Source organism: Xanthomonas sp. XNM01, from assembly GCF_014851915.1.
Taxonomy (GTDB): domain Bacteria; phylum Pseudomonadota; class Gammaproteobacteria; order Xanthomonadales; family Xanthomonadaceae; genus Pseudoxanthomonas.
Genome location: NZ_JACVAP010000004.1, coordinates 302,311 through 327,778, shown reverse-complemented (window position 1 = coordinate 327,778; position 25,468 = coordinate 302,311). Strand labels below are relative to the sequence as shown.

The 25,468-nt window shown below is 63.4% G+C and carries 17 protein-coding genes; 11 read left to right on the top strand and 6 right to left on the bottom strand.

Annotated features, from left to right (window positions below; translation table 11 throughout):
• Positions 1-8: 8 nt before the first annotated feature.
• Both IB242_RS15550 and IB242_RS15545 read left to right on the top strand, forming a co-directional pair.
• Positions 9-686 carry a lasso peptide biosynthesis B2 protein gene (locus IB242_RS15550; RefSeq protein WP_192281493.1) on the top strand — a complete coding sequence of 226 codons (678 nt, stop codon included), beginning with the start codon at positions 9-11 and terminating at the stop codon, positions 684-686.
• Positions 686-2,425, top strand: coding sequence for an asparagine synthase (locus IB242_RS15545; protein WP_192281490.1), 1,740 nt, complete (start codon positions 686-688; stop codon positions 2,423-2,425). Before IB242_RS15550 ends, IB242_RS15545 begins: the two co-directional genes overlap by 1 nt.
• On the opposite strand, the gene IB242_RS15540 is transcribed toward IB242_RS15545, so the two are convergent.
• Positions 2,416-4,569, bottom strand: a complete 2,154-nt coding sequence (locus IB242_RS15540; RefSeq protein WP_225540705.1) for an Atxe2 family lasso peptide isopeptidase — start codon at positions 4,567-4,569, stop codon at positions 2,416-2,418. The two genes, IB242_RS15545 and IB242_RS15540, sit on opposite strands and share 10 nt — an antisense overlap.
• Positions 4,569-7,061, bottom strand: a complete 2,493-nt coding sequence (locus IB242_RS15535) for a TonB-dependent receptor (protein WP_225540701.1) — start codon at positions 7,059-7,061, stop codon at positions 4,569-4,571. The genes IB242_RS15540 and IB242_RS15535 overlap by 1 nt, the downstream gene beginning before the upstream one ends.
• A 202-nt stretch (positions 7,062-7,263) precedes the next feature.
• On the opposite strand from IB242_RS15535, the gene IB242_RS15530 reads away from it, so the two are divergent.
• The 4 genes from IB242_RS15530 (at position 7,264) to IB242_RS15515 (ending at position 11,141) form a co-directional block, all read left to right on the top strand.
• Complete coding sequence (locus tag IB242_RS15530; protein ID WP_192281467.1) at positions 7,264-7,755, top strand: helix-turn-helix domain-containing protein; 492 nt, start codon at positions 7,264-7,266, stop codon at positions 7,753-7,755.
• Positions 7,756-7,847: 92 nt separating this feature from the next.
• Positions 7,848-8,762 carry an HNH endonuclease signature motif containing protein gene (locus tag IB242_RS15525; protein WP_192281464.1) on the top strand — a complete coding sequence of 305 codons (915 nt, stop codon included), beginning with the start codon at positions 7,848-7,850 and terminating at the stop codon, positions 8,760-8,762.
• On the top strand, positions 8,755-9,195 hold the full coding sequence (locus IB242_RS15520) for a (deoxy)nucleoside triphosphate pyrophosphohydrolase (RefSeq protein ID WP_192281461.1): 441 nt from the start codon (positions 8,755-8,757) through the stop codon (positions 9,193-9,195). The genes IB242_RS15525 and IB242_RS15520 overlap by 8 nt, the downstream gene beginning before the upstream one ends.
• 761 nt (positions 9,196-9,956) lie before the next feature.
• The gene (locus IB242_RS15515; protein ID WP_192281458.1) at positions 9,957-11,141 is read left to right on the top strand and encodes a Druantia anti-phage system protein DruA; all 1,185 of its coding nucleotides are present in this window, start codon (positions 9,957-9,959) and stop codon (positions 11,139-11,141) included.
• On the opposite strand, the gene IB242_RS15510 is transcribed toward IB242_RS15515, so the two are convergent.
• From IB242_RS15510 to aceE, 4 genes are all read right to left on the bottom strand, one after another.
• Positions 11,136-12,182, bottom strand: a complete 1,047-nt coding sequence (locus IB242_RS15510) for a hypothetical protein (RefSeq protein ID WP_192281455.1) — start codon at positions 12,180-12,182, stop codon at positions 11,136-11,138. The two genes, IB242_RS15515 and IB242_RS15510, sit on opposite strands and share 6 nt — an antisense overlap.
• Positions 12,183-12,244: 62 nt before the next feature.
• Positions 12,245-13,399, bottom strand: a complete 1,155-nt coding sequence (locus IB242_RS15505; protein WP_192281452.1) for a hypothetical protein — start codon at positions 13,397-13,399, stop codon at positions 12,245-12,247.
• Entirely contained in the window at positions 13,389-16,019 is a 2,631-nt protein-coding gene (locus tag IB242_RS15500) for a protein kinase family protein (protein ID WP_192281450.1), read from the bottom strand. The genes IB242_RS15505 and IB242_RS15500 overlap by 11 nt, the downstream gene beginning before the upstream one ends.
• 212 nt (positions 16,020-16,231) lie before the next feature.
• Complete coding sequence (gene aceE, locus IB242_RS15495) at positions 16,232-18,925, bottom strand: pyruvate dehydrogenase (acetyl-transferring), homodimeric type (protein ID WP_192281447.1); 2,694 nt, start codon at positions 18,923-18,925, stop codon at positions 16,232-16,234.
• 213 nt (positions 18,926-19,138) lie between these two features.
• On the opposite strand from aceE, the gene IB242_RS15490 reads away from it, so the two are divergent.
• The 5 genes from IB242_RS15490 (at position 19,139) to IB242_RS15470 (ending at position 25,366) form a co-directional block, all read left to right on the top strand.
• Positions 19,139-21,112 (top strand): SpoIIE family protein phosphatase, encoded by a 1,974-nt coding sequence (locus IB242_RS15490; RefSeq protein ID WP_225540700.1) that lies wholly within the window; start codon positions 19,139-19,141, stop codon positions 21,110-21,112.
• An 880-nt stretch (positions 21,113-21,992) separates the two neighbouring features.
• Positions 21,993-22,472: a transposase gene (locus IB242_RS15485; protein WP_192281444.1), complete on the top strand. Its 480-nt coding sequence runs from the start codon at positions 21,993-21,995 to the stop codon at positions 22,470-22,472.
• A gap of 520 nt (positions 22,473-22,992) precedes the next feature.
• The gene (locus tag IB242_RS15480; RefSeq protein WP_192281442.1) at positions 22,993-23,418 is read left to right on the top strand and encodes an ATP-binding protein; all 426 of its coding nucleotides are present in this window, start codon (positions 22,993-22,995) and stop codon (positions 23,416-23,418) included.
• The gene (locus IB242_RS15475; protein WP_192281439.1) at positions 23,418-23,804 is read left to right on the top strand and encodes an STAS domain-containing protein; all 387 of its coding nucleotides are present in this window, start codon (positions 23,418-23,420) and stop codon (positions 23,802-23,804) included. The genes IB242_RS15480 and IB242_RS15475 overlap by 1 nt, the downstream gene beginning before the upstream one ends.
• A 737-nt stretch (positions 23,805-24,541) precedes the next feature.
• The gene (locus tag IB242_RS15470) at positions 24,542-25,366 is read left to right on the top strand and encodes an alpha/beta hydrolase (protein ID WP_192282150.1); all 825 of its coding nucleotides are present in this window, start codon (positions 24,542-24,544) and stop codon (positions 25,364-25,366) included.
• Positions 25,367-25,468: the final 102 nt, after the last annotated feature.

Below are 25,468 nucleotides of genomic sequence, written 5' to 3'. Positions count from 1 at the left end.
CACCCGTGATGTCTCTTCAGCTGCGGCCGGACGTGTCGTTCTGCGAAGTCGACGGCCACCTTGTCTTTCTCGATATCGGCAATGATCGCTACTTCCGGCTTCCGGACGTCATGGAGCGGCGCTTCATCGCGCACCAGCACGGTGACTGTGCGGACGCAGATCTCGGCAGACTGGTCGATGCCGGCCTGCTCATCGACAGCGGCGACGCATGCGGTCCCGTCGCTGACGCACCCATGCCCCGGCCCACGCGCAGTGCCATGGAGCATGAATCGGCAGCGGCGGCCGTCGCCTTCTCGGACCTGATCGATGCCGTGCGCATCGTCATGCTGTCGCAGTTTCTGTTGCTGACACGCCCCCTGGCGCATGTGCTCCGGCGGTTGAGTGCAGACCGGGAGCGCAGAGCGGGGCTGGTCCTGGTAGAGCCGGGTGCTGCGGTCGATCACCGGCTGGCCACGACGGCAGCGGCATTTCTGCGTGTCCGCCCCTATGCGCCCATCGAAACCTGCTGTCTGGTCGATTCCATTTCGCTGATCAGGTTCATGGCCGGACGAAATCTGGCCGCGCATCTGGTATTCGCGGTGACAGGCGCTCCCTTCTCGGCGCACTGCTGGGTACAGGTCGGCGACCTCGTGTTGAACGACACCGTCGGCAATACCCATGCCCACACGCCGATCCGGATCGTGTGATGGTCCGCTATCTCGCCATCTTCGGCCCGGTACCAGGCACCGACGAGAACGCCTCGGGCGCGCGTAGTGCCGAGCTGCGCGACATCGGCTTGCGTCACGTGAGCATCGCGCCGGGGATTTCACTCCATGTGGGCGAGGACACACCGACGCTCGGGATCCCGGCCGGCGGCATCCTGCTTGGGCATGTGTTCTCCCACGATGGAAGCCCTCTCCGGCAGGCCAGCCAGCTTCCAACATTCACCGAGGCGGGTCAGGTCCGCGAATACCTGCTCGATCAATGCTGGGGGCCCTACCTGCTCCTGCAGCCGGACCCACGGGGTGGCCTCACGGTGCTCCGCGAGCCCTCCCCTTCCGGTGATGTGGCCTGCTTCTATCGGCTGCAGGCAGGCCAAGGGTTCATCACCTCGGACATTTCGCTTGCGGAGCGCGCCGGCGTCTACCGCCGATCCATCGATTGGGACGCCATCGTCCATCGCCTGGCGTTCCCCCAGATCAAGACCGCGCGCACCGCGCTCGCCGGACTGCAGGAACTCTTGCCAGGGTGCGCGCTTCACGTGCGCGATCGTGGACACACCGTCCAGCAGCTGTGGTCGCCTTGGCGGTTCGTGGCGCGCGATGCCAGGCATCACACTCCAGAGCAGGCGGCAGGTGACATCCGGCGTGCGGTGGTCGCGGCAACGCAGGCGCTGGCGCGCGTCGACCGCTCCGTCCTGCTCGAACTCTCCGGTGGCCTGGATTCATCCATCGTGGGCGCAAGCCTGCGAGGTGCGGTCGCGGACGTCGCCTGCACGTCGCTGGTGACCACGGTGCCCGGTGCCGATGAACGGCAGTACGCGGCTCAGATCGCCGACCTGCTCGGTGTGCCGCTCCACACCGAGACGCTTCACCTGGAGGCGGCGCGGTTCGCATTCGCGCCGCATCCGCAATGCGTGATGCCGCGGGTCGGTGTACTTCAGCACGCAGTGGACGAGGTCATGCTGGCAGCAGCAGCTCGCCACGGTGCCAACGGCTTCTTTTCGGGCGGCGGCGGGGACACGATCTTCTGCGCGCTCGACACCGCAGCCCCGGCTGCGGATGCGGTCAGGGAGCGCGGCGTCATCCGGGGCCTCTCCGCCGTCCAGGACCTGGCCGCATTGCACCAGTGCACCTTCTGGAAGGCCGGACGGCTGACACTGCGCAAGCTGCGTCGCCCGCCGGCGATGGTCCGGCCGGCGGACCGGTCGTTCCTGGCGGCGGACATGCCCGCCGTGCAACCCAACGCGCATCCCTGGAGCGACGCGCCGCCAGATGCGCTGCCCGGCGACGTGGAGCGCATCCGCGGCCTGGCCACGTGCCAGGCCTATCGCGACAGCCTGGCACGCGGGGCGCTACGTCCGGTGCGGATGCCACTGCTGTCCCAGCCCGTCGTGGAAGCCTGCCTTCGCGTACCCACATGGATGTGGATCGCAGGCGGCATGAACCGTGCCGTAGCACGGGCCGCGTTTGCGGATGTACTGCCTGCAGAGATCCTCCATCGGCGCAGCAAGGGCACCTTCATGAGCTATCTGGGTGCTGTGTATCAGCGCAACCGCCCTGCGATGCGCGACTTCCTGCTGCAAGGCAGGTTGCAGCAGCGTGGTCTGCTGGACGTCCAGGCGCTCGATGCCTTCATGGGCGACGGCATTCCCGAGGGTGGCCACGCGTTCACGCGCGTGTTCGACCTGTGCATGGTGGAGAACTGGGTCAGGCATCAGCCCTGACCGTCATCGCCCGCCTGGGCTGTGTCCACCGCCGCAGGCAGGCCTGCCTTCATTGCACGCCAGCGGGTGTACTGCGGGCGCTTGGCCGGATCGGGGTCTTCCACGCCCAGCAGCCAGAAGCGGAACCAGTCCAGGTTGCGCTCGTACACGGCCAGCTTGTGCCGCGGCTGGAACTTCTGGTGCGGCTCGTGCGGGAAGACATACAGGTCGGCACGGCCATCGCGCATCAGCGGCACCGCGTAGTCCAGCGCGTGGATGTACTCCTGCTCCGGCAGTTGCATCAGCAGCGGCACCCGGATGCGGTCCAGGTTGAACAGCGGCGAGAACCGCCGCCAACGCTCGGGCGTCTCATCAGGCGCGCCCAGTTGCCAGCCCGCCTGCAGGCGGGCGTGGAACGCATCGCCGAAGTTGCTGAGCAGCAGGTGGTACAGCGGCGACAACCCGAGCGAACTCACCGATGCCGCGGCCAGCACGTCCGAATGCATCGCCGTCCAGGTGGTGATCTCCGCGCCGAAGCTCAGACCACCCATCCCTACCCGGCCGGGATCGATTTCGCCCTGGCCGGCAAGCAGCGCCACCACGCTCTCGACGGCGGAGCGCCCCTGCTCGTACCGCTCCATGCCATCGTCGCCAAGCGGCGCCATGTTGATGCAGAGCGCGGCGATGCCATGCGCGGCCAGCGACGCAAACGGCAGTTCCTCGCCCAGGCCGCCGCGGACGAAACCCTTGCACCAGTAGTAGCTGACGAACAGCGGCGGCGGCCCGCCCGCGTCATGGCGGGCTGGATAGAACTGCCCGGTGAACTCCCGGCCGGCCGCATCGGTCCAGCGCAACAGCCTGACCTGCGTGGCAGGCATGTCGGCGGTGAGTGCGGGATTGGGGTCGAACAGTTCCCGGCGGGCGCCGGTGTCGATGTCGATGCGCTCCAGTCGCGGCGGCCGGTCGGCCTCGGCCACCACACACACCAGGGCGCGCGTGCTGACCCCACAGTCGCTGGGGATCAGGCGCACGCCACCATTCACCAGGCCCCGGCTCTGCAGCAGCGGCTGCACCTGACCGGTGGCCACGTTCCAGCGGTGGATGGACTGTGCGTGTCCGGCGCTGGCGTCTTCCGTGGTGAACAGCACCTCGTCCGTGCCCGGCCGCCATTGCATCGCGGTGATGGTCGCGCCCTTGCAGACCTGCGCAACGCATTCGCGCGGCACCCGCGCACGCCGGTGCGGGACCATCGCCAGCGTCACCGTCGGACGGGCATCTGGATCGTGCTCGCCCGCGCGCAGGGTCAGTGCGATGCGGCCGCTGCCCGGCTCCTGCACCACGCTGCGGATGTCGCCCTCGGCTGCGAGGTCGGTAACGGCAAGCGGGGCCGGCGGGATCCGGCGCCCGTCCAGCGCGTACCGCTCACCAGTGACCAGGTCCACCGCCTTCCATCGGTCGGGCACGTCGGCCAGCAGCGGATGCCGGATGACCTCGTTATCCCGCAGACGTTGCGTCGCCAGGCGGCCGTCCACGTAGCCGGAGCGGAACAGCCCCTGCCCCAGCGGTACCGTGCGGTCGATGTGGATGCCCTGGTCGTACTCGGCCTGCTCAGCCGCCAGTACGGCCTCGCGTGGTGCGCCCACGCTGTAGTGCAGTTCACGGCCGTTGCCGCTCAAAACGAACGCCCGCACATCGGCGGCGTCCTGCGTCAGCGGTGTGGCGCCGGAGCCATCCGTCGCCGCGCGCCAGACATCCACCCGACCGCCGAGCAAGGCCCGGTAGTAGATCCAGCGACCGTCTGGCGACCACACCGCCGGTGCCGGGATCGACAGCCCGGTCTGCTCGCGCAGCGGCGCTCCGCCATCGGCCACACGCAGCGCGGGCGTGCCGGCCTCGATGTCCTGCACATACCAGACCGTGTCGTAGGTATTGCGCTCCACCGAAGGCTGCTCGACCCGGTACGCCACCCGCCCGCCATCGGGTGAGGCGGATACGCCGCCAAAGTCCGCCACCTCCAGCAGCCTGCGTGGCGCGATCGCATGGGCCGGTGCGGCAGCGGCACACGCAATCAACGCCGCCACCGCCACCAGCACGAGCCTCGTCGCCAGCGCTGCAGCAGCGGGTATTGCTGATGCAGTGCCCCTCCCCGCGCTCACGCCCGCCATCACCAATGCCTCGATACGGTGACGTGGTAGTAGCGGCCAATCGCCGAGAAGTTGGTGGCGTCGTACGGCGGCACCAGGTACGGCGTGAGCACGGTGGTGTCATGCAGCGGTGGCGGCCGGTCGAAGACGTTCTGCACCGACAGCGCCAGCGCCCAGTCACGCAAGGCCCTGCCCTGCCCGACCGGCGCATAGCGCAGCGTGGTGTCCACGGTGGTGAACGAGGCCGTCGTCTCGCCGGCGGCCACGTTCTCCAGGCCATGCCTGTAGTTGGCGAATACCGCCGCCGAGAACCCGTCCCGCGCCCACACTCCCCCAGCCCGGCCCGACAGCTTCGGCGGGTTGTGCAGTGTCCCGGCCAGGTCGAACTCCGCCGCCGTCGCCTGCTGGGTGCTCTGGATCCAGCTGGACGCACCCCGCAGCGTCAGCCGCCCCGTGCCCAGATCGAAGCCGTACGCACCGGACAGGTCCAGCCCGCGGATCCGCTGACGGGCGACATTGGTGTAGTACGCATGCACCAGCGCCACCACGGTGTCCGGGTCGTACGGCACCCGGATGTAGTTGAGAAAGGTACTGCCCGCGATGGCCGCCGCCTGCTGTTCTGGCGTGGGCGCGTAGGTGACAAACTCCGCGAACGCCGGGTTGCGCAGCGCCTGGGAGGTCGGCGTGATCGGTGCCACGACCCGGTCGGTGTAATCGATGTCGAACCAGCTCAGCTCCGCTTCCAGCCCCGGCACCGCCGCCGGGTGGAAGGCCACCGATGCCGTCCAGGTACGGGCACGCTCCGGCTCCAGGTTCGGGTTGCCGCCATCCAGCAGCAACACCGTGGCCCCCGGCGGAGTGCCCACGCCGCCGTAGGCGGTGGCGTAGTTGAAGCCTGTCAGCCGCTGCCGGTTGAGCTGGAACAGCGTGGGCGCCTTGAAGGAGCGCCCCCACGACGCCTTGAGCGTCACATCCGCACCGGGGCCATACACCACGCCCAGCTTGGGCGTCAGCACGCTGCCGAAGCTGTCGTAATCCTCGTAGCGCGCGGCGCCGGTCAGCGTCAGGCGCTGACTGCCGGCCCCAGCGTCACCCAGCACCGGCACATGCAGCTCGGCGTAGGCGAAGCGGGCGGCCTCGTCACCCTCAATCGCCGCCACCCGGGTGATCTGGTTGTACTCCAGGAAGCTGTTCTCGCGCTGGCCGGCGCCCACGGCCAGCCGCACATCGCCGGCGGACCACGCCAGCAGCGGCCCCTCGAACCCAACCTCGTAGCTGCGCCCCTCGTTGCAGTAGCACAGCTGCGTGCGCTGCAGCAGCGCGCCGGAGGCTGCCAGCGTGATCGCCTGATCGTGGTCCAGACGGCTCCGGGAGCGCGTGGCACCCACCGACAGCGTCCAGTCGTTCGGCAGAAACACATCCACCCGCGGCGACAGCAAGGTGGTGGTCGCGTCGGGCGTGGCCTCGATGTAGACGTTGCTGCGGTTGTCCTGGGCGCCATAGCGCTGGCTGCGCTCGGTGCGGAAGGCATCCACACGCAACTCTGCCTGCGTGCCGAGCATCTGCGACAGACTGACCAGGCCGCTGCGCCGGTCGCTGCCCGGGTAGAGCGTGTACGGATCCCGCAGGAACCGCGTGTAAGCCCGCTGCCGCGCGTAGATGGGGTCGGTGGTCGCATCCTTATACGTAACGATGAGCCCACCGCTGGTCCAGACATGCCCGGCGGTCGCGGTGTACTCGCGCGTGGTCAAGCCGCCACCGTCCGCCGTGCCATAGCCCACGCCCACGGCGACACCCTCGAAGTCACGGCGCAGGATGACATTACCCACACCACCCACCGCATCGGAGCCATAGATGGCCGATGCACCATCGGCAACCACCTCGATGCGATCCACCGCCTCCACCGGAATCGCACTGATGTCCACCGCCTGCGAGATGCCGTCGTAGGCCATGCGGCGACCGTTGAGCAGGGTGAGCGTGGCATCGGCACCAAGCCCGCGCAGGTTCAGCGCGGACCCGCCACTCAGGTTGGTGTTCTGCGCCCCCGCACCGGACACGGTGAACGGGATGACGCCCGGGTTCTGCCCACCGGAGAAGTTCTGCGGTAGGCTGCGGACCACCTCGCCCAGGTCGGCGAAGCCCTCTTCCCGGATGCGTTCACTGCCGAGGGTGACCACCGGCGACGGCGTGGCACCGCCGCGGATGCGGGTGCCGGTGACTTCGATGCGATCGAGCTCGATCGCGCCTGCCTCACGCGTTGCTTCCGCCTGCGCTGCATTGCGCGCACCATCCGCCGAAGGTGCGGATTGCGCCCAAACAGCCTGGAGCGGGAGCAGCGAGGACATCGCGATTGCCAGTGTGCAGCGGCGCAATTCGGTGCAATAGCGCCGCCCTGCTCTGCCCGCGTCGATGTGCCGCGGATATGCCTCATCAGGAAGCGAGAGCCTCACCACGTTGTTCCAGCCACGGGTGAGGGTCAAGCCAGTCACAACAACAGCCTTGTCGTTCGACATGGGGCGTCTCCAGTTGGTAGTAGACGCGTGCTTTTCAGCGACTTCTCTCCCGATTTCGCTATCGACCGCGATGCGTAGGAACCGCAAGAAGCCGTGGATCGCAAGATCTCGCACGCACCGAAACCAAACATAGCATCGCTATCTACGCATGTAAATAGCAATGCTCATCGCAGCACTTGCAGTGCATTCATAGCATTGCTTCATGCCACGCCCAGCGAACCCCACGACACCCGAAGGCACCGTGATTACGGAGGCTATTCCGGCGTCTGGGCTTAACCAAGCAGCATTGGCGGAAGCGCTGGACGTGACCCCGGGCTTCATCTCCCAGTTCGCTAGCGGTCGCCGCCCGGTGCCATGGGATAAGGCAGCTCAGCTCAGTGCGCTTCTCGGCCTTTCGCCTGAGGACATCAGCGCGGAGTATCGGCGCATCAGTAATTACTTCGGCGGTTCCACGCATGGCCAGGTGACTGCGGAGATCGTCACGGCCGCGGTCGCTCTCGCCAAAGAGTCGTCCGGGCAGAAACCCAAGAGCCGCTTTGATGTTGAGTCCAGTCCGGACGTGTTCGCCGCCGCCATCAACAAGATCTTGGCAGCGCCAAAGTCGAATGGGCGCCCCCAGCAGGACTTTACGGGAACCAGGCCCCGGTCTACAGCGGGCGGTCGGGGAGCCGTAAGCAGTCGGGAAAAGAAGTGAGGTTAAGCACCTGCGGCCAGGTTCTCGCGCACTTGTCGAGGACGTTCGAGAACGCCGTCGTCGACGGCCAATTTAAGCCCTGAGGATTGGCGATGGAGATACCAACCTTCAGGCAGGGGCAGCTCTACAAGCGCTCTAGCATCCATGACCAGTTCGGCGGCGGCAGACAGTCAGGAATCGCGCCATCTAGAAAGGTGCCTGCGATCTTTATCTTTACAGGCAAAAGCGGCGAACAACACGGGTACTTAGACACCTGGGACGCCTTGAATCAGGTCTTCTACTACACAGGGGAAGGCCAACTCGGGGACATGACAATGGACGCCGGCAATGCGGCCATCCAGCGTCACGTTGAGGATGGCCGAGCACTTCATCTTTTCGAGACTGCCTCCAGAGCGGAGGTCAAGCACGAGCTCCCAGATGCCAAGGACAGCGGCTACTGCCGCTATGTGGGAGAGATGCAGTGTGCCAGCGTAAGCGAGGGGACCGGTCTCGACCGCTTGGAAAATGAGCGAAGGATCTTTCAATTCCAGCTCGTTAGGGCAGAGACCTTGGACGATGGCAGAGCCGAGCTAGCAACTGCCGTTGTGAACACGCAGAGCCTAATCGGCGACTCTGACCTGAAAGCGCTTAGAGATAAGGCCCTTCAAGCGGCCGCCCCGGCTAAGAAGAAGGTTCAGGACGCAAGGCGAACCCTATTCGAGCGCGCGAGTCACGTGGTGGCATACGCCTTGGCAAGAGCAGGCGACACCTGCGAGGCATGCGAGCACCCGGCTCCATTCTTGAGAGTGAATGGCTCACCGTATCTGGAAGTCCATCACATCGATAGGCTTTCAGATGGCGGCCTTGATGCTCCCCACAGGGTCGCGGCTATTTGCCCAACCTGCCACCGTCGAATCCACTGCGGCGCCGACGGCACCCACATCAATGACAAGCTCCGCGCAAAGATCGAGCAGCTTGAACAGCTCACCGGCAGCCAAGTGCCCCAGGCAGCGACTACTGATGACTGAAGCACACCAGGACATGCCAGCAGCTCTCATCGACCTTCACGTCGTGGCGGCGATCATCTTTCTTGACGGCAAGATCATGGCTGCAAAGCGCGTTGCCGGCGGCCCGTCCGGGCTCAAGTGGGAGTTCCCTGGCGGCAAGGTCGAAGACGGCGAACAGCCCGAAGCAGCCTTGATACGTGAGATCGACGAGGAGCTGGGCATGGCGATCAACGTGCGCGAAGAGCTCGGCAGCTACTTCACACCACTGGGCAAGTGGAACCTTCGCCTGCATTGCTTCATCTGCGAAGCAGTCTCCGCTCCGCGAAGGCTCGAAGCACACTCAGAGATCCGATGGTGCCCCCCTGGGGAACTGCATGCAATCGACTGGGCGCCACCTGATATCCCGGCAATCAATGCGCTACTGATGAAGCTTGAATCGGTGACTCCGGGCTGAGTAGCCATCTTAGGTACGAGGATGCCCAGGCGAAGTGTCCCTTCGCTAGGACCATCTACAGCCCAAGTACCAGTCAGATGTGGTGCCCCGGCGCAGCTTTGTCGCTTGCTCAAGACGACTGCCATGGAGAAGAAGAGCAGCATCCGAAGAGCTATGCCTTCAGTGCGTGGCGGGCTGCCGGGGCGCAGATAACTTCGCACGTCAGCCAGCGCAGCTCCGTCAGCCATGCATGCATGGTGCTGTAAGAGAACTCCGCGCCCGCTTAAAGCATGATCAGATCTCGCCGCCCCAGTCGGCAGAGGTCATCGCAGCGCCGACGTCGTGCGGCCACCGCCCCCCCCTCAGGAAGCAAGTAGATCCTCTGGCCTCCAGTGGGCTGAAGCACGCCGGCGGAAGAGACGCGCCGAGCTCTTACGGTGAGTGAGGGGGGATCTAGTCCGCCACTCGCCCGACTAGATCCCTCTTGAACGGGACGCATCCAGCCTCTAAGCGAATACTGAGACTTGCCGGACACGAGGTTTCCGGAGCATCGGCTGGCCCTAACGCGCAGCAAAGAGGCCGAACACTCCATCGACGATGCGACAGCACATCTCTTCCATCGATGGAGCCCCTCGCCAAGAGCGGCATGGCACGAGCAAGTACTCAATCGACACCTATCATCCGATCGCGCCCCACTTACGCTCTCGAACGGCGCCAGCTCGCGACTGTTGACAGCCGACTGTGTTGCTGGCCAAATACACCCTCCGTCATGACAACACCTTATGCTGCCGCTTCTTGTGCCTGCCCCCTCAAGCCAGGAGGCCATCCCAGACCTGGATGGCCGCCGCAGGATTCTACGAGTTCTCTCCGGAGGGGAGCTTGCCGAGGACATCGCCGCTGCATGGGATCGCAGCCAAGTCGCAGTCATTAGAGGCGACAAGGCCGCCATCAGATCACTGCACGTCAAAGCGAAGTCCTACGACAACGGTGCAGATGGAAAGAGCCTGCTGGCAGATTACAAGCGGCTTCGTCGTTACTTCCCTCAGGCCAGCACCATCGATCCTAGCAGGATTAGTCCCGAGCTCGTTCCCGTTGGAAATCATCGGAGCCTTGAGGGTAAGTTATTTCGTCTTTGCCGAGCGTACTGGTCAATGCCATTCTCAAAGGGCTATGGCAGGAGGCTGCGCTATCTAGTGATGGATCAGCATCACCAAGCAGTTATTGGAATCATCGGCCTACAGTCTCCGCCGGCAGATCTCCTCTGCCGCGATGAGTATTTGGGCGCCACAAAGGAAAACAAACTGGCGATCGCAAACACAACAATGGATGCCTACACGGTTGGCGCCTCCCCAACGTACGCCCCTCTCTTAGGCGGAAAGTTGGTGGCTGGATTCATCCATTCGGAGAAGATTAGGCAAGCGTACTGGCGCAACTATGGAAAATCTGAAACGGTCATATTAGGGAAGCGCCTCTCGCAGCCGCTGCTTGCTGTTACAACCACCAGCGCTTTTGGTCGAAGTTCAATTTACAATCGCCTTAAGATTGGCGATCGATTATTAGCTCAACCACTTGGTTATACAAAGGGCTTTGGAACCATACATCTGGAGGAGCTATACCCTCATATAGTTGCGTGGCTCAAAGATCATGATATGCATATTCCAGCTGGATTCGGGAACGGGCCAAAAGTCAGATGGCAGAATATTGTGCGAGCGCTTAGTGAGCTCGGGGTTAATCGCAACCACTTAGGCCATGGTATTGCGCGACAGGTTTATTTGTTCGAGTTCTCCTCGAATATTCATGAAGTTCATCACGAAGGGGCAACCGCAACGATGCATGATTTTTCTGACGACCATTGGGCATCGCACTGGAAGGAGAAACTGTGCATTAAGCGCATCGAACGAAATCCAGATTGGGCGTCAATAGACGTCGACACAATGATGAGAGAAGCAATATCCACATTTCTATAAATCATCTTTCCCTCGAAATCCAACTAATAGACTAATCAGAACTGTTAGCCCTGCAATAATTGGGACCACGTCCGCCCAACTGCCAAGTAAATCCGCTTCCGCCACGGCCAATCCGGCTGCCACTGCAGCCGCCACGGATGCAACTATTGGCATGATCTTTCCGGCGCGCAAAGGGATATCATGCCTCGACAGAGAATTTTCAGACCTCCCGGATGATTTCGAATCGGGGTCGGCCGCTTCGTAGGAAAATTCCATCACCCTTATTGATAAATGCCCGGCAACCGATCTGAATCCTGCGCCACAGGAAAGATTCATACGACGCATGTCCCGCCGCGAATCGACTCGTATCCGCCGTGAAGTAATCATCCGCATCGGATGACAGGAGACTTCAATCGTGACCTCACCGATTGGATTCTTTATTTCCTTTGTTTTCTCGATGCACTTTGTGTGGACATCCCAACTCAAACTTGTCCCACTTTCAACCACCAACACCCCGTGATCTCCCAACTGCGCGAAAGCGCCGCTCCCCGCCCCTTGCATGAAATAGAGAAATGACAGGTTTCGGCCCTTATCGACACGAAAAACAGCATCAGTAGCACGCTCCCAACCTTCGACCGTAACATCCGCCACGACATTCACTGGGAAGTGCTTGAGTTTCTGGAGATATACTCCTCTCCCGAAGCCACCCTCCACCCCGCTAGGAATGCCCCGAGCAAGACTACTAACTTCACGCCATGCATGATCAAATTCCTCCGCTGAATAGCCCGCAAGAGCAATCTCGAGCATAATTATTTCACCGGAGATTACGGCCGAAATAATTTCACCTGTGCGGATAAGCTCGAAAGCGCCAACGTTCCGATCATTAATCCCGCCAAGCGCAATAATCGCGTGCCAGGCCGTCGCGTTTCCGGATAATGCGATTGACCAGACCTCATCCGAAACGTAAGGCTTTCGATACCTAAGCCGTATACGAGCACCCACTGGCAGTCCAACAACTTGAATTAAGTCGTCAACAAATCGGCGATGGCTAAGAGTAGTCAAACAGAGGATCGCTTGAGCACTAGACCCAACCCTACTTCTCCATGAGTATATCCCCGATCTATTCACAGAGACTCCACCCTTATAGAACCAATACTACTTAACTTTTCAACCAGTACTGCGAGATCCCCTATGTCGAGCCGATAAGTCTGACCTATCCCGGCAGAATAAGTGGCTGCATTAAAGGACACTGGCCTAACGGTAAGAACTGCAACCTCTTCTCTTGCCGCTGCGGCAAGTGCAACACCGACCGCCTGCATTTTGCTCCCCATATGAACTACAGAGATGTTGTTTCCGGAAAAATCATCAATCTTCTCAATCAGCAATCGCGCAGTATTGCAAGAATCAAGCACGTCGCACGACCTCATGTCATCCTCTCGAATAACAGCGCCGCTCGAGACCTCACCCTCTCGCCCGTGAAATCTAAGCATGAGATTATCGACAACTTCTTTTACGCGCTCCTGGCGCCAACGATGTTCATCCACGCCAGTTGACGGAAGAATCCAAAACAAATTCTGATTCGAACCAGTCATGGGTCCGACATTAAGATATGTCAGACATGCCTCAAGGCGACTTGTATACATTGAGGGCAGGGCGATCACTGCGGCAGGCAGATGATCATGATGGTGGCCACCAAAAGGCGCACTAAGCGGTACTGAACCTACACCTTGCTCACGACTCGCTTCTAGTTCGAATCTCTCGCCATACGCCGGAGGTGCCTGGTCATACATCTGCGCCGCGGTGTAGATGATAACCAAGCTAATTTTTCTTGAACTAGCTATCAACCCCGCCATCACGGAAACAATAAGAGTCGATGAGGCACCACTAATGTCAAATACAACATTGAGTGCGTCCCCGTTACTTGCACGCGAAGTAACTCCATCGCCAATTGCCGCCATCACACTGGGCGGATCGTCCGCATCAAACTCTCTTACATCTTTGCTACTTTTCTCTAGGAGAGGCCGCAATTGCGCGTACCTCTGATCGTTGTCAGAAGCGTTAGTTCTATAGCGCCCCACCATCGTAGTCATTTGTGTTGCAACATCGAAAGTGGCAAGTATTCTCGGGAGCGCTAGGACGCGCTCCTCAAATCCAGCCGACACGATCATCAAATCGATAGGGCCAATATCTCCCTCGAAAATCTCGATAGCAGGAAGATCACACATAACGGAGTCTGCGGTCAGCGTAGTTACTGCGAACCTCTTACGATTAACCTGCATCCTCTCCCCCTTCCTCTTCCTCTAAAATTGCGCCAAAGAGATCCCCAGAAGTCTTATACCTGGCGACCATAGAATCAGCCCATCGTTGAGTTTGATTCAGGAACTCCGCAAACTCTTCAACTCGTGTAATCTTGATATGGTTTTTTCTCACCAGAGAGGTGCCGAAACTGGGGAGAAGCGAGCTTCTTAGCTGAAGTCGCACTGTGCTCCGAGTTGGACCTTCTTTTCCGCGGCTCTGAAGATTCTCATGGAGCACCGCGCGACGCACCAACTCTTTGTACATGAGATAAAGCTGCCCAGATGGGTCAATCCGTTGCAGCTCGGAGCACACATCCGATGCCTCGGGCAAAGTCCATTCTATTCGGTACTTCCGATGTATATCGTCCGGATCTGACCTAACCTTGGCCTTATGATTTATAAGAAGATTTGCCGCAAGTTCACCATACGCCGAAAGAAGAGCGCCCATCTCCCTGCCGAAGGGCGTGTAGGATGCAACTCTTGCCCGCAAGCCCTTTGATACACGAACAATCGCGTCATGCTGAATGATATTAGGTATACGCGCAGTACTACTACTACTTACTCCGGCATCCGCGAACATATTTCGGACCATATGCAGAACTGTAGATACATCACCGCTCCAGGCGTTGGATAGAACGTCTAGTCCGTTATAGTGAGTCTGACGCCCCTTGCGATTGTTTCTTATTTCACTTGCAAGCTTTAAATCTGACTGATAGGTGCTATCACCTATCAGATCCTGGGCTGTTCCCGCATACCGCCCTTCTTTGAGACGCCTGTTTAGCAACTCGGTTACAAAGCGCTTACGGTCTATGGATGTCATATCCAAGCAGGTAACACCCGCATCTATTTCTATAAACTCTCGCGTCGCATCAATTCGCGCACCTGACAAAGTGACAGGATTAAATCCGTAAGGCTCACTTGAAACCTTAAATGTATGTGTTGGAACGCGCTGGAAAACAATATCGTTGAGCGCATGCTGTACATGCGCAGACAGTCGGTGTTCGGTATAGTCGTCCAGAAGAAACGTTATTCTATACGTTGAAAAACTCGGCATATTCGCAACTATGCATGCACAGAGATCACGTATGAAACTTCCACCGGTGCCTATTCCCTCCCCAGGTCCAACCCTCATCTCTCGCGCGAGCTTCAGCCTGAGACGATCTAGAGCGTCTGCACAGGACTGGAAAATGTCCATGCCACCCGCGTGGACGTTTCGAAGCGATTGCCCTAGTGAGATTTCGAGGTGATTCGCCACCTCTCGTTTCGACTTCTCCGTGATCCCTAGAGTTTGGGCAAAGGATCTAGCGCTAGCAGCACTGGCCAATGACCGCATTAATTCTCTAGCCACAACGAGATTGAAGTAGTCTGCAACTTGCGACGCGTAGGGCAGAAATCCGCCGGGCCGCACGCTAACCCAGTTCAGATCATTACCTAGATCACTTGAACACCCCACATACACGCCGAATATTCTTGACGCGTCGAGAACAGCAGAATCACATTCTCTCGAAGTTATATGCGTCTTAGTCGCCATGTATCGGAAAACCATTGACTTCCCACATCCTCTTGGGCCGATCAGGACACAAGGCGAGGGCTCCTGCACCAATCCAATCCATGGGAGATAGTCAACAAATAGCTTAAGCAGAACTTTATCGTTCGCCAGATGCTCCGCACTAATAGCATCGAGAGGACTGAACGCTATTTTGGGCTGTTCAATGGTGATTGTCTTTTCCGCGGCCTCTATCCGCCTAACGTAATCCCCGCGATCCGGGAACTGACGTTCCGGATCATCCGCCAATGCATGTATAAATTCCCTGAACGCTTGTAAAAAGGCGGGGTACTGCGACGCAATAGCTCGATTGCGGTGAATTGCGTTGAATATAGTTGCAAGGCATTTTGCGGTCAGAGACCAATCGTCATCGCTTTTTGTTGTCGCGCGGTCAGAGTGCTTTAAGCTACCGAGGTCAATAATTCGAAGCCGGCTAACTGCGAGTTCAGGATTTATCTCCGCCAAGTCGCGATTTGCGTCCTGAAGCATTAAGTTACCGAGGTTCAGATCGTCGTGTTTATAGCCTGCAGACTCCATAAATATGACCGCGGTTACTAAGTCTCTCGCAACCCTTGCCAGAAGTGCGGGGGTCACTCGCTCGGGAGATTTGCTCACGAGCTGACTGAGAGTGACGCCTTCAAGCCAGTCACTCAGAAAGCAGTACCAGTGGGTTCCGTCGTCCTTGCGTGGCTCGGATTCAAATCGATCCACGATCCCGCATAAGTGAGGTATGAGGACCAGCTGCTCGATTGGCCTTAGTTCTCGCCCAAACTCTATTTCACTAAGCGGCGAAGAGTACTCGTAGTCTTCCGGTATGCAGAGTTTTGCTGCGAATATCTGCTCGGATTCCTGATCCTGAACGCGCAAGACAAAGCCCTTCTTCCCTTTCCTCTCCCCCTTCAGGATTTGAACGACCCCATCCTTATCTCGATCCATCACTAGATAACTGCGAACACCGCCTCCATTGACCCGTACGCGAAGGGTTTCCGGAAAAACAGCGCCGTTTTCAAGCCATGCGATTGTACGTCTGTCGATCTCAGGTCCGTAAAAGTACATCCTTCCCCCGAAGGAAATTTAGCGGCACTAATCTCGCTGATAGCACGTTCTTTGACAAGCCATGGTTGAAGCGAGACTCTGGCTTTTCCTTCCTAGCCGGTTTGTACTTGTTCGCCCCCCCAAAGATGCATGCAATTCGAATGAGTGCGTAGTCATCCTGAAAAAAAAGGGCGGCCGATAGCCGCCCTTTTTCATTACAGCTTTAGCCGACGTCAAACCCCAACCGGATTCGCCTTCTCCGGATCGATCTTGTACTGCTTGATCGCCCGGGCCACGTCCTTGCCGGTCATCTTGCCGTCCTTCGCGAGCGCCGCGATCGCCGCGTGGGCGATGTAGTAGCGGTCCACCTCGAAGAAGCGGCGCAGGTTGGCGCGGGTGTCGGAGCGGCCGAAGCCGTCGGTGCCCAGCACGGTGTAGGTGCTCTGCGGGACGAACGCGCGGATCTGGTCGGCGTAGGCACGGACGTAGTCCGTGGCGGCGATGACCGGGCCCTGGCGGCCTTCCAGCAGTTGCGTGACGTAGGCCTTCTTCTGCTCGCCTTCCGGGTGGAAGCGGTTGTAGCGCTCGGCATCGAAGCCGTCGCGGCGCAGCTCGTTGAAGCTGGGGCAGGACCAGATGTCGGCGGTGACGCCGAAGTCCTTGTCCAGCAGCTCGGCCGCTGCAATCGCTTCGCGCAGGATGGTGCCGCTGCCCAGCAGCTGCACGCGCAGCTCGCCCTTCTTGGGCTTTCCGGCATCGGTGAGCAGGTACATGCCCTTGATGATGCCGTCTTCCGCACCGGCCGGCATTTCCGGGTGGGTGTAGTTCTCGTTCATCAGGGTGACGTAGTAGTACTCGTCAACCTGCTCTTCCAGCATCTTCTTCATGCCGTGCTGCAGGACCACGGTGACTTCGAAGCCGAAGGTCGGGTCGTAGCTGCGCACGTTGGGGATGCCGCCGGCAACGAGGTGGCTGAAGCCGTCCTCGTGCTGCAGGCCTTCACCGTTGAGCGTGGTGCGGCCGGCGGTGCCACCCAGCAGGAAGCCGCGGGTGCGCATGTCGGCGGCCTGCCAGGCGATGTCGCCCACGCGCTGGAAGCCGAACATGGAGTAGTAGATGTAGAACGGCAGCATCGGCACGTCGGACACCGAGTAGCTGGTGCCGGCGGCCATCCACGACGCGATGGCGCCCGGCTCGCTGATGCCCTGCTGCAGCACCTGGCCGGTCTGGTCCTCGCGGTAGTACATCAGCTGGTCGGCGTCGACCGGCTTGTACTTCTGGCCGAACGGCGCGTAGATGCCGATCTGGCGGAACAGGCCTTCCATGCCGAAGGTGCGGGCCTCGTCGGCCACGATCGGCACCAGGCGCGGGCCCACTTCCTTGTCGCGCAGCGCGATGTTGAGCGTCTGCACGAAGGCCATGGTGGTGGAGTAGGTGCGCTCGCCGCTGTCCTTCAGCAGGCGCTCGTACTTGTCCAGGCCCTGCACGTTGAACGACTTGCTGGCCTTCTGCCGGCGCTGCGGCAGGTAACCGCCCAGGGCGGCGCGGCGCTCCTTGAGGTACTGCACTTCCGGCGAGTCTTCGCCGGGGTGGTAGAACGGCACCTGCTCGGCTTCTTCCAGCTGCTTGTCGGTCAGCGGGATGTTGAAGCGGTCGCGGAACGCGCGCACGGCCTCGTCGTCCAGCTTCTTGGTCTGGTGGGTGGGGTTGAGCGCCTCGCCGGCGCTGCCCATGCCGTAGCCCTTGACCGTCTTGGCCAGGATCACGGTCGGCATGCCCTTGGTGTTCACGGCCTGGTGGTAGGCGGCGTACACCTTGTGCGGGTCGTGGCCGCCACGGTTCAGGCGCCAGATGTCCTCGTCGGACAGGCCGGCCACCATGGCCGCGGTCTCCGGGTACTTGCCGAAGAAGTGCTCACGGGTATACGCGCCGCCGAAGGCCTTGCAGTTCTGGTACTCGCCGTCGACGGTTTCCATCATCAGCTTCTTCAGGACGCCATTGGTGTCCTTGGCCAGCAGGGCATCCCAGTAACCGCCCCACAGCAGCTTGATGACGTTCCAGCCGCCGCCGCGGAACACGCCTTCCAGCTCCTGGATGATCTTGCCGTTGCCGCGCACCGGGCCGTCCAGGCGCTGCAGGTTGCAGTTGACCACGAAGATCAGGTTGTCCAGGCCTTCGCGGCCGGCCAGGGCGATGGCACCCAGGGTTTCCGGCTCGTCGCTCTCGCCGTCGCCGATGAAGCACCACACCTTGCGGTCGGACTTCTCGATCAGGCCGCGGTTTTCCAGGTAGCGCATGAACTGCGCCTGGTAGATGGCGGCCAGCGGGCCCAGGCCCATCGACACGGTCGGGGTCTGCCAGTAATCCGGCATCAGCCACGGGTGCGGGTAGGAGGAGATGCCGCGGCCGTCGACTTCCATGCGGTAGTTGTCGAGCTGGCTCTCGGAGATGCGGCCTTCCAGGAACGAGCGCGCGTAGATGCCCGGCGAGCTGTGGCCCTGGATGAACAGCAGGTCGCCCGGATGCGCGTCGGACGGGGCGCGCCAGAAGTGGTTGAAGCCCACGTCATAGAGCGTAGCCGCCGAGGCGAACGAGGCGATGTGGCCGCCGAGGTCGCCGGGCTTGCGGTTGGCGCGCACGACGGTGGCCATCGCGTTCCAGCGGATGATCGAGCGGATGCGCCATTCCAGTTCGGCGTTGCCCGGGCTCTTGGCCTCCAGGGTCGGCGCGATGGTGTTGACGTACTCGGTCGTGGGCGAGAACGGCAGGTACGCGCCGGAGCGGCGGGTCAGTTCGACCATGTCCTCCAGCAGCTGGTGCGCGCGCTCGGGGCCATCGTGGTCGATGACCGCCTTCAGCGATTCGATCCACTCCCGGGTCTCGACCGGATCAGGATCGTTCTGCAGGACATCGTTCAGCCAGTTCATATCACTCCCATTGCCGTGCGTGGGGTCACGGCCGCCATAGTTCTTGTGAGCCCGGGAGTTTAGCGCATGCGTGCCCCGCCCCGCCTCGCTACGGGGGTGTATGTCGGCTTGGGACAATGCTGTCCGGGACAGTCTTGACGGGACAGCCAGCCGGCGCGCGGCCCGCCGCTGCTGGGCCTATGATCGGTCCACCGCCCCTGCCCGGATGCCGCCATGTCCACCGTCCCCGGTGCCGACGCCGCGCACGACCCCGTCCGGATCCGCTGGCGCGACAGCCTGCGCACGCGGATGGTGGCCTGGTCCAGCATCCTGAACGCGTTGCTGTTGCTGGCCGTGGCGCTGGCCTTCTACGTCAGCGCGCGGGCGCTGATCGTGCAGAACGCGCGCACCGAGACCTGGGGCCTGGCCGAGCAGGCCGCGCGCAGCCTGGAGGCGACGGTGGCCTCGGTGGAGGTCAGCGGCCGCACCCTGGCCGCGGCCGCCACCTCGGTGGGGGCCGAGCCGGCCACCCTGCGCGCCCTGCTGGTGGCCAGCCTGGCCGGCGACCCGGACATCGCCGGGGCGATGGTGATCGTCGAGCCCGGCATGCGCCCGGGCGACGACGACGGCTTTGCCTGGTACATCCGCCGCGACGGCACCCGCCTGATCGAGCGCTCGGTGCTGGACCTGGGCTACGACCACCGGACCATGCCGTGGTTCGTGCGGACCCTGGCCGCGCCGCGGCCGTGGTGGTCCGAGCCCTACGCCAACGCCGCCACCGGCGGGCAGTCGTTCACCACCTACAACCTGCCGCTGCGCCTGCCCGGGGCCGATCCGGGCGCGCCGGCGGTGGGCATGGTCAGCCTGGACGTGCCGGTGGCGCGGCTGTCGGCGCAGATCCGCGGCCTGGGCGGGGCCGGGCTGCAGCCGATGCTGTTTTCGCCGGCCGGCCTGGCGGTGGTGCACCCGGACCCGCAGGCGCAGATGCGGCTGTCGCTGTCCGAGTACCTGCGCACCGGCGGCGACCGCGGGCTGCAGCCGCTGCTGGACGCGCTGGAGCGGCGCGACCCGGTGGAGTTCCACCATCCCGGCGCGGACGGCCACACCCTGATGACCCTGGCGGTGCCGGTGGGCGACAGCGGCTGGACGTTCGCCGCCAGCGTGGCCGAGGCGCGCCTGCTGGGCCGGCTGAACACCGTGGCGCTGTGGGTGGCGGCGGTGGGCCTGGGCGCGCTGCTGCTGGTGCTGTGGCTGGTGCGCCGCTACACCGGCCGGCTGCTGCACCCGATCGAGGCCCTGACCGACTCGGCCGGGCACTTCGCCCGCGGCGACTTCGACTACCCGATGGCACGCCAGGCGCGGCGCGACGAGGTCGGGGTGATGGCGCAGGCCTTCGATACCGCGCGCACCTCGATCAAGCGCCAGCTGGGCGAGATCGGCGCCATGGCCGCGCGCCAGCAGAAGCTGGAGAGCGAGCTGTCGATCGCCCGCGAGATCCAGCAGTCGATGTTGCCGGCCGGGCGCGCGTTCGAGACCGGCCACGCGCTGGTGGAGGCGCACGCGCTGCTGGAACCGGCCACCGCGGTGGGTGGCGATTTTTACCAGTTCGGCGAGCTGGAGCCGGGCGTGCTGTGGTTCACCGTCGGCGACGTGTCCGACAAGGGCGTGCCGGCGGCGTTGTTCATGGCCCGCGCGGTGACCGTGCTGGAGACCCAGGCGCGGCGCCATGGCAGCCCGGAGCGGATCCTGGCCGAGGCCGCCAACGGGCTGAGCGAGGGCAACGAGGCCTGCATGTTCGCCACCGTGCTGTGCGGCCGGCTGGACGTGGCCAGCGGCCGTCTGCAGCTGGCCAGCGCCGGCCACGAGCCGCCGCTGCTGCTGCACGCCGACGGCCACAGCGAGCAGCTGGAACTGGACAACGGCCCGCCGCTGGGCGTGGAGCCCGGCGCGCGTTACGCGCTCTACACCGGCGTGCTGCCGGCCGGCGCGACCCTGATCGGCTACACCGACGGCGTGACCGAAGCCTTCGACGTCGACCACCGCGCCTACGGCCGCCACCGCCTGGGTCTGGTGCTGTCCGCTGGCGACGGCGCGGCCACCGTCTGCCACAAGATCCTGCGCGACGTCCGCGGCTTCGCCGGCAACGCCCCGCAGTCGGACGACATCACCATCCTGGCGATCGGCCGGCGGCGGGACGTGGCCGGGTGAGGTGTGCCTTCCCAGGAGGCAGTGGCTGGGCATGCCGTGCTTCGGGATGCAGTGATTCGGAGATGCAGTGATGGGGGATGTCGTGCCTGGGATGCCGTGCCTGAGGATTCCGCCGACTGACCCCGCTGCACCTGCCGACATGCGTTGTCGCAGCAGAACACGGCCGTGAGCAAAGGCCGTGAGCGAAGGCTGAGGGTGAAGGCTGAGGGTGGCAGCCTTGGGTGACCGCCACGGGTAACGGCTGAGGACGGCTGCGGGACGGCTGCACGATCATCCATCGCGGTTCGCACGCCGCCCACGCCGGTCGCGGCCGACCTGCCTGCATCGCCCCCTGTAGGAGGCCGCTTGAGGCCGACCGCCATGTCGCACCGCAAAGCACGCGATCAGTCGCATGAACGATCGCCTGGACGCCTCGACCACCGCCACTTCACGGGACCCGTTGGAAGGCGAACGAAAGGTGCAGCCGGGGCCTCTCCCGCACCTCCCCCTGTAGGAGGCCGCTTGAGGCCGACCACCATGTCGGACAGGAATGCGCGCGATCAGTCGCATGGACGATCGCCTGGACGCCTCGACCACCGCCACTCCACGGGCCCCGTTGGAAGGCGAACGAAAGGTGCAGCCGGGGCCTCTCCCGCACCGACCCGCCCTGTAGGAGGCCGCTTGAGGCCGACCACCATGTCGAACAGCACGCCACACGATCGGTCGCATGGACACTGACGTCCCGATACCACGGCTTTCGTCAATCCACGGGACCCGCTGAAGCATGAGAAGGCGGCTGCCTCCGCACGTCATGCACCGACCCGCCCGCGCGGAATGCACCGACAGGCCAGCACGCTGCCCGCCGCTGTCGATCCAGCCGCCACAGCACCATGCTCGCGCCATGAACCCCGACACGCTGCCTGCAGCACAACGCGGACATGCGGCACTGCGCCGTGGCCGGCATTCGCTGCCCCATCACGTCTATCACGTGACTTCCGCCACGCAGGGACGCGTGGCGCATTTCGCCGGGTTCGATGCGGCGAGCGCGGCAGCCCGGTCCTTCCATGCGCCACGGACGCTGGGCGACGCATGCCTGCTCGCCTGGGTCCTCATGCCCGACCATGCGCACTGGCTGCTGCAGCTCGGCCCGGAATGCCCGCTCGCGCGCGCCGTCGGCAGGCTGAAGACCGCAAGCAGCATCGCCGCCAACGGCGCATTGCGACGCAGAGGCCCGCTCTGGCAACGCGCGTTTCATGACCGTGCGCTCCGCCATGACGACGACGTGCGCATGGTGGCCCGGTACATCATCGCCAACCCTGTGCGGGCGGGACTGGCAGTTCGGGTCGGAGACTATCCGTTCTGGAACTGCATCTGGCTTTGACCGGCGATGGCGTTGAACGCATGGGCGTGGGCGATCGCCCACGCTGGACGCCGGTCGGCCGCGATGCCTGATCGGACTGAGGGTCGTCATGCGTGACGTGGACCAGTCCATGCACGGTGACGCAGGGCGGTCGCGGCTGGGGCCGCTCCTACAGGAGCGATGCGCGGCCTGGGTCCCGGTGTCAGGGGTCGCGTAGGAGGCCGCTTGAGGCCGACGGCCATGCGTCAGGCCCCTCTTTCCTGTGAACATCCTCAGTCAGGCCGGCGACGCATTGCGTTCCAGCGCGTCGCGGTGACGCAGGGCGGTCGCGGCTGGGGCCGCTCCTGCAGAAGCGATGCACGGCCTGCGTCCCGGTGTCATGGATCATGTAGGAGGCCGCTCGAGGCCGACCACCATGTCGAGCGGCGATGCGTGCGTGAAGGGAGGCGCATGGACGTCCGGTCGCGGTCATCGCGGCCATAGTGCGCTCGACAACCGCCGGCCTGCGGCGCATCCTGTCGCGGCCGAACGGAGACTGTCCTTGCAGATCAGCGTGACGCGAACGCATGAAGGCATTGCACGCCTGACCGACGCGGTCGATGCGCTGCTGGCCCGGCATGCCGTCTCCGAGGCGACGCTGCTCGACGCGCGCCTGATCGTCGAGGAGATCTCCTGCAACGTGGTCGAGCATGGCCAGACGTGCGGCGACGCGCCGATGGAGTTGCATGTGGCCATCGACGAGGCGACCCTGCTGCTGGAATTCCGCGACGCCGGCGCGGCGTTCGATCCGACCGCCCTGCCCGGGCCCGCGCTCGATGCGGACATCGCGCAGCGCCGGCCGGGTGGTCTCGGCGTGCATCTGGTGCGCTCGCTGGCGCAGAGCGTGGCCTACCAGCGCGTGGACGACTGCAACGTGCTGCGCATCCTTCTGCGGCTGGATGCCGCGCCTGACAACGGACGCCCCTGATGAGCCTGCTGAGGATCCAGACCGAGCCCGCCAACACCGGCATCCAGCGCGTCGCCATCGGCGGCCGCCTGGACACGCACACCTTCGGCGAGCTGGACGAGGCGCTGGCACCACTGCTGGCCGACGAGGGCGTCACCTCGCTGGTGCTTGACCTGGCCGAGCTGGACTACATCAGCAGCGCCGGTATCCGCTCCATCTTCAAGGCCCGGCGTGCGCTGGCCGCGCGCGGTGGCCGGGTGCTGGCGGTCAATCCGCAGCCGCAGATCCAGAAGGTGTTCGATCTGGTCAAGGCGGTGCCGCTGAGCGACATCTTCACCTCGGTGGCCGAGGCCGATGCCTATCTGGATGCGATGCAGCGCAAGGTGGTCGAGGGCGAGGTGGATTGATCCTCGCAGCGTTACCGCGGCGCCGGCGATGTGCGGCCACGGTGACGGCGAGTACATCGATGGCGCCTGCATCGTGACCTGACCCGCGCGGTGCGGGTGTACGGCAGCGCAGGCCTGTTCCGCGGCACTCCTCCGCACTTTTTCTTAGGTGTCGTGCGCCACCGCACCGCGCATCCATCGCCGTTGGCGTTGGCGTTGGCGTTGGCGTTGCGCGCGACAGCGTCGGCGTCGGCGTCGGCGTCAGAGGAGTCCGCAACCAGTCGCCACGCTTGTTCCGGCACGATGGGACGTGCCTGGCGGGACGGCCACATCGCTATCCAGCCTGGCCTCGCCCCACCGCCCCACGCGCAGACATGCAGGCCTGCCGCCCGCGGGCACGATCGGTCCGGCCTGCATGTCGCCGCCGGGCAGCACGCCACGAGCACGGCGTCGCGCGATGCCGCGCCTGTACCGGGGCCACGCGCCATCCCGTATCGAATGGCACAGCCATGCAAGCCCGGCAGGCGACGGGCGGCTTTACTGGGACACGGCAGACCCGCGCGTCTGACCCGTGCCGCCCACAAGGAGCCCCCATGACGTCCATCGACGCTGTCGATCCAGCCGATGCGGGCCGGCGTGCATTCCTCGCCGGTTCCACCGCGCTGGCTGCCTCACTGGCCCTGCCTTCGCTCGCCTTCGCCGCGGGCGCCGCCCGTTCGCCTGCCGCCTCCCATCCCACCGCACAAGGAGATACCCCGATGAGCCAGTACGTCACCGTCAAGGATGGCGCCCGCATCTTCTACAAGGACTGGGGCAGCGGCCGTCCGTTCGTGTTCTCGCATGGCTGGCCGCTCAGTGCGGACGCCTGGGATCCGCAGATGCTGTTCCTCGGCCAGCAGGGCTTCCGCGTGATCGCCCACGACCGCCGCAGCCATGGCCGCTCCAGCCAGACCTGGGACGGCAACAACATGGACACCTACGCCGACGACCTGGCCGCGGTGCTGGACGCGCTGGACGTGCGCGATGCGATCCTGGTCGGCCATTCCACCGGTGGTGGCGAGGTCGCGCACTACATCGGTCGCCATGGCACCAAACGCGTCGGCAAGGTGGTGCTGGTCGGCGCGGTGCCGCCGCAGATGGTCAAGAGCGAGGCCTATCCCGATGGCCTGCCGATGAGCGTGTTCGATGGTATCCGCGCCGGCGTCGCCGCCGACCGTTCGCAGTTCTACAAGGACCTGACCACGCCGTTCTTCGGCGCCAACCGCCCCGGCGCGAAGGTCTCGCAGGGCATGCGCGACAGCTTCTGGCTGCAGGGCATGCTCGGCGGCCACAAGGGCCAGTACGACTGCATCCGCGAGTTCTCGGAAGTCGACTACACCGCCGACCTGAAGAAGATCGACGTGCCGGCGCTGGTGGTGCACGGCGACGACGACCAGATCGTACCGATCCAGAACTCGGCGCACCTGGCCGCGAAGATCATCCCGAACGCGCAGCTGAAGGTGTACCCGGGTGCGTCGCATGCCCTGACGATCACCCACGCCGACCAGTTCAACCAGGACCTGCTGGCGTTCGCGAAGGCGTGATACAGCGCGTCCGCCCGGTGCCAGGCCGGGTGGACGCGCCCCTTGAACAGCGCGGCGCCGGAGACGGCGCCGCGTTCGTTCCTGGGATGGCATGTCGTGGTC

Excerpts from the sequence above, each read along its gene's own strand:
- IB242_RS15550 (WP_192281493.1), top strand. The coding sequence starts at position 9 with ATGTCTCTTCAGCTGCGGCCGGACGTGTCGTTCTGCGAAGTCGACGGC.
- IB242_RS15545 (WP_192281490.1), top strand. The coding sequence starts at position 686 with ATGGTCCGCTATCTCGCCATCTTCGGCCCGGTACCAGGCACCGACGAG.
- IB242_RS15540 (WP_225540705.1), bottom strand. The coding sequence starts at position 4,569 with ATGGCGGGCGTGAGCGCGGGGAGGGGCACTGCATCAGCAATACCCGCT.
- IB242_RS15535 (WP_225540701.1), bottom strand. The coding sequence starts at position 7,061 with ATGTCGAACGACAAGGCTGTTGTTGTGACTGGCTTGACCCTCACCCGT.
- IB242_RS15530 (WP_192281467.1), top strand. The coding sequence starts at position 7,264 with ATGCCACGCCCAGCGAACCCCACGACACCCGAAGGCACCGTGATTACG.
- IB242_RS15525 (WP_192281464.1), top strand. The coding sequence starts at position 7,848 with ATGGAGATACCAACCTTCAGGCAGGGGCAGCTCTACAAGCGCTCTAGC.
- IB242_RS15520 (WP_192281461.1), top strand. The coding sequence starts at position 8,755 with ATGACTGAAGCACACCAGGACATGCCAGCAGCTCTCATCGACCTTCAC.
- IB242_RS15515 (WP_192281458.1), top strand. The coding sequence starts at position 9,957 with ATGCTGCCGCTTCTTGTGCCTGCCCCCTCAAGCCAGGAGGCCATCCCA.
- IB242_RS15505 (WP_192281452.1), bottom strand. The coding sequence starts at position 13,399 with ATGCAGGTTAATCGTAAGAGGTTCGCAGTAACTACGCTGACCGCAGAC.
- IB242_RS15500 (WP_192281450.1), bottom strand. The coding sequence starts at position 16,019 with ATGTACTTTTACGGACCTGAGATCGACAGACGTACAATCGCATGGCTT.
- aceE (WP_192281447.1), bottom strand. The coding sequence starts at position 18,925 with ATGAACTGGCTGAACGATGTCCTGCAGAACGATCCTGATCCGGTCGAG.
- IB242_RS15490 (WP_225540700.1), top strand. The coding sequence starts at position 19,139 with ATGTCCACCGTCCCCGGTGCCGACGCCGCGCACGACCCCGTCCGGATC.
- IB242_RS15485 (WP_192281444.1), top strand. The coding sequence starts at position 21,993 with ATGAACCCCGACACGCTGCCTGCAGCACAACGCGGACATGCGGCACTG.
- IB242_RS15475 (WP_192281439.1), top strand. The coding sequence starts at position 23,418 with ATGAGCCTGCTGAGGATCCAGACCGAGCCCGCCAACACCGGCATCCAG.
- IB242_RS15470 (WP_192282150.1), top strand. The coding sequence starts at position 24,542 with ATGAGCCAGTACGTCACCGTCAAGGATGGCGCCCGCATCTTCTACAAG.